The 3,617-nt window shown below is 46.5% G+C and carries 4 protein-coding genes; all 4 read left to right on the top strand.

What is annotated here, in order from left to right; translation table 11 throughout:
• Positions 1-808 (top strand): PP2C family protein-serine/threonine phosphatase (locus tag ACESM0_RS13290; protein WP_372906688.1); only part of this gene is annotated, 808 nt, incomplete at its 5' end.
• A gap of 27 nt (positions 809-835) precedes the next feature.
• Positions 836-1,555 carry an FHA domain-containing protein gene (locus ACESM0_RS13285; protein ID WP_372906687.1) on the top strand — a complete coding sequence of 240 codons (720 nt, stop codon included), beginning with the start codon at positions 836-838 and terminating at the stop codon, positions 1,553-1,555.
• Complete coding sequence (locus tag ACESM0_RS13280) at positions 1,552-2,865, top strand: protein kinase domain-containing protein (RefSeq protein ID WP_372906686.1); 1,314 nt, start codon at positions 1,552-1,554, stop codon at positions 2,863-2,865. Before ACESM0_RS13285 ends, ACESM0_RS13280 begins: the two co-directional genes overlap by 4 nt.
• Positions 2,866-2,876: 11 nt before the next feature.
• On the top strand, positions 2,877-3,617 hold a 741-nt coding region (locus ACESM0_RS13275; protein ID WP_372906685.1), incomplete at its 3' end, for a serine/threonine protein kinase.

Raw genomic sequence — 3,617 nt, 5'->3', positions numbered from 1 at the left:
GCCTCAGCCGTCTGTTAAAACAGCAAAGCTTTTTAAGGGCAACCGGTTGATCTTATGCAGCGACGGGTTGAATGGGATGCTGAGTGATGAACAGATTCAGTCCATTCTTGAGGAAGGAGAACCCATTGACGAGACCTGCGGGAAGTTGGTTAAATCTGCAAATGAGGCCGGCGGTGAAGATAACATTACCTGCCTGATGGTAGAAATTCATGAAGGGCCAAAACCTTCATCTGAAGATCTGTTAGCGCAGACTCAGGTCGAGTCGAAGACAACCACCACTCAGGTTCTCCGAAAGAAAAATTCAAATAAGAATCTGGCTATTGCAGCACTGTTTTTTGTGATAACAGTGCTGGCAGCCTGGATCTATTTTGATGGAAGTTCTCCGGAAGTAAATGCTGTTCCGTCTACAACACCGGAGGAACCCCCTACACAGGAAATACCGGACGACAGTTTAGAGAACTCGTACCAGCCGGCTAATATGGAAGAGGAAAATTCCGCTGAACCGGCCGAAGAAGAACCACCTGCAGAGTTGCCGGATGAACCGACTGCAGATCCGGTACCTGATCTGCCAGAAGACTCAAATTCACCGGATAATGCTGATAAACCCACTGAAAAACCTAAGGAATCAGAAAAAGACTCCGTGAAACAGCAGGCCAAACCTGTGGATAAAGATTCGACAGTTACCGTTTCGCCAAAAGATCTCGAATCAAAAAAAGACACTGTTTCTGTAGCTCCTGTCGTCTCAGACAGTACAGAAACGAGTGATAAAAGTCTGGCGGATTCCGTTGCAATAGATGGTGAAAAATAAATGAGTGATTAACTAAACCCAAGTACCATGAGATGTTACGAATGCGGATATCAGAATCAATCAGACGCGAAAGTTTGCGTAAAATGTGGCACAAAACTGACGTCATCGGGTAGTGGCGGTCCGGCTCAGAATAATCCTGCGACAAGTTCTGGCGACCATGGAGCAGCAACCGTTCGGGGAAAAGTCGCTTCCGCACCCGCATGGGATGGTGAGAATTCATCACCAAAGAAGAAGCCTGAGCCCGTGGATGCGAGCATCTTAAAATGCGATGCCTGCGGCTACTACCCCCTGCGTAACAAACCTGCCAGCGATAGCCCCTGTCCAAATTGCGGGTTTAAAGGGAGTGACGAATCTTTGCGTAAAGAGCAATCCGCTCCCAAATCGGAAAAACCAAAACCTGCAGCACCGTCCGGCGCCAAGACGATGAGGATTGGGCAGGTTAATCTTTCCAAAGAGGTACCAAAGCCCAAACTGGTTTTGGTCGATGAAAACAAAAATACCGAACAGACATATGAAGGCGAAGAAATATCGCTGAACCGCACGAATCTGGCTCCGGAGAACAGCTCCATCTCTTCGAAAGAACACGCAGCATTTACTCATAAAGATGGTAAATGGACGCTCGAAGATAAGAGCAGCAATGGGGCGACCTTTATTCAGGTGAAGGGTAAAGTAATGGTTGAAAGCGGGTCATTAATCATTTTAGGGGATAAGGTATTCAGGGTAGAAATTTCTGAAATCGAAGAATGAGTTTACCCGGGGCAATACATATCGACAAAGGCAGTAAAGTTGCTTCAAAAAAAGCGACCTACCGGGTTGAAAATGAGCTGGGCGAGGGAGGTTTTGGCAGTGTGTACCAGATCAGCGATATGGAGAATCTGTACGCCTTGAAGTTGACCAAAATGTGGACCTTTATGCCGCATGAGCGAATTGAATTTGCCAAAAGGTTTCGCCAGGAGTACGACTACGGATCACAAATTACCAGTCCTTACATCGTTCGCAGCCACGATTTTGATATGCTGGAGGGGAATCCGTTTATGGTGATGGACCTTTGTACCGGCGGTAATTTGCGCGACCTGGTAGGGAAAACATTCGATTCACAAAAATTGGATGAGATCGCTCATGGAATATTAATGGGGTTAAAAGATCTGCACGATGAAGGAATTATCCACAGAGACATCAAACCGGAAAATATTCTGTTTGATGAGAAAAGAGTTCCGAAACTGGCTGATTTCGGAATTTCTGCCTCCATCAAGAAGCGCCATACGGTTGCCAATTTTATGGGGCATGCAAAGGAAGTGTTTGCCACTGGCACCTACTCTCCACCTGAGCAGATTGACCCGAAACAGGCAATGAAAGTGATGGGCCCGTCAAATGATGTTTACGCGTTCGGCGCAATGATGTATGAGCTTATTACCGGAGGCCGGTTGCCCTTTGGGCCTTTTGAGGAGTTTATGAAGGATATGGCTGCCTATGAGCAGAAAAAGAAGGAAGAGAAGTGGGATCGCGCTGCACTTGAAAAGAGCTCACCAGATCAAAAATGGGTGGACATCATTTCCAGATGTATTCGATACCGGCCGGAAGATCGGTTTGGGACCATAGATGAAATCCTTTCCGTACTGGGTTATCAACCGGTCCGCGAAGAGCCGGGGCCGGAAGTGTATCCGCATTCGGATTGGGTGTTACGGGTTCAAAATGGAGAAGAGATCGGGCGTGAATATCACCTGACAAACTTAAAGAATTCAAAATCAGCCGGGGTGCTTACCATCGGCTGGTTCAACACGGAAAATCCTTTTACAAACGACATCGGCATAGCCGAATATTTCACGGAGTATATCTCCAATTTTCACGCCACACTTGAGTACAACAGTGATGACTATCACTGGTACATCCGGGATGGTCAGTGGAGAGAAAAAGGTAGAGTGCCGGGATGGTACCGGTCAACAAACGGGGTTCTGGTGCAGGGCAGCCATATTGATGAAGGTGGGAAAAAACTTAAACCCGGGGATATTATCGCCATCGGGGATACAACTCTAAAAGTAGTTATAAATCAGAAATAACAGTTACAGTTATGGAATCAAATACACTATTTGCAAATCGCTATCTGCTTATTAAACGGATCGGAATTGGGGGGTTCTCGGAAGTCTGGAAAGCAAATGATCAGATGGCAGAAAATGCCACCGTTGCTATCAAAATTTATGCTCCTGATAAGGGAATGGATCAGCATGGTTTGAAGCAGTTTCGGCGTGAATATGCTGTAGTTTTAAACCTCAACCATCCCGTATTGCTTACGGCCCGCCACTTTGATGTTTGGGAGGGAAGACCCTATCTGGTGATGCCATTTATTGAGGGTGGGTCACTCCAGGGACGACTTATTGTAAAAGGAGTAATGAGTGAGGACGAACTGGCGAATTTACTGGCTCAGATCTCATCGGGCCTGCAATATCTGCATAGTAAGGATATTCTCCATCAGGATATCAAACCGGATAATATTCTTATTGATGGGAATGGGTCTTATCTGCTAACGGACTTTGGAATTAGTGGCAGGCTCAGAAGTACTCTTCGGAAACATACCGGCAGTTCAAAGTCGATGACAGTGGCATATGCCCCGCCTGAACGATTTACAGCCAACCCGGAGAATGTAGAAGCGAGCGATATTTTCTCACTCGGTGTACTGGTTTATGAATTGGCTACCGGCGATGTGCCATGGATGGGAAATGGCGGAATTAGCCTGAATAGCGGTGCGGATGTTCCTGAACTACCCGACCACTACTCAACAAGATTCAGAAATCTCATCAAACAGATGATGAGT

The sequence above is a fragment of the Rhodohalobacter sp. genome (genome assembly GCF_041686455.1).
Lineage (GTDB): Bacteria > Bacteroidota > Rhodothermia > Balneolales > Balneolaceae > Rhodohalobacter.
The sequence above is the reverse complement of the archived record's forward strand: the minus strand, read 5'-3'. Positions and strand labels throughout refer to the sequence as shown.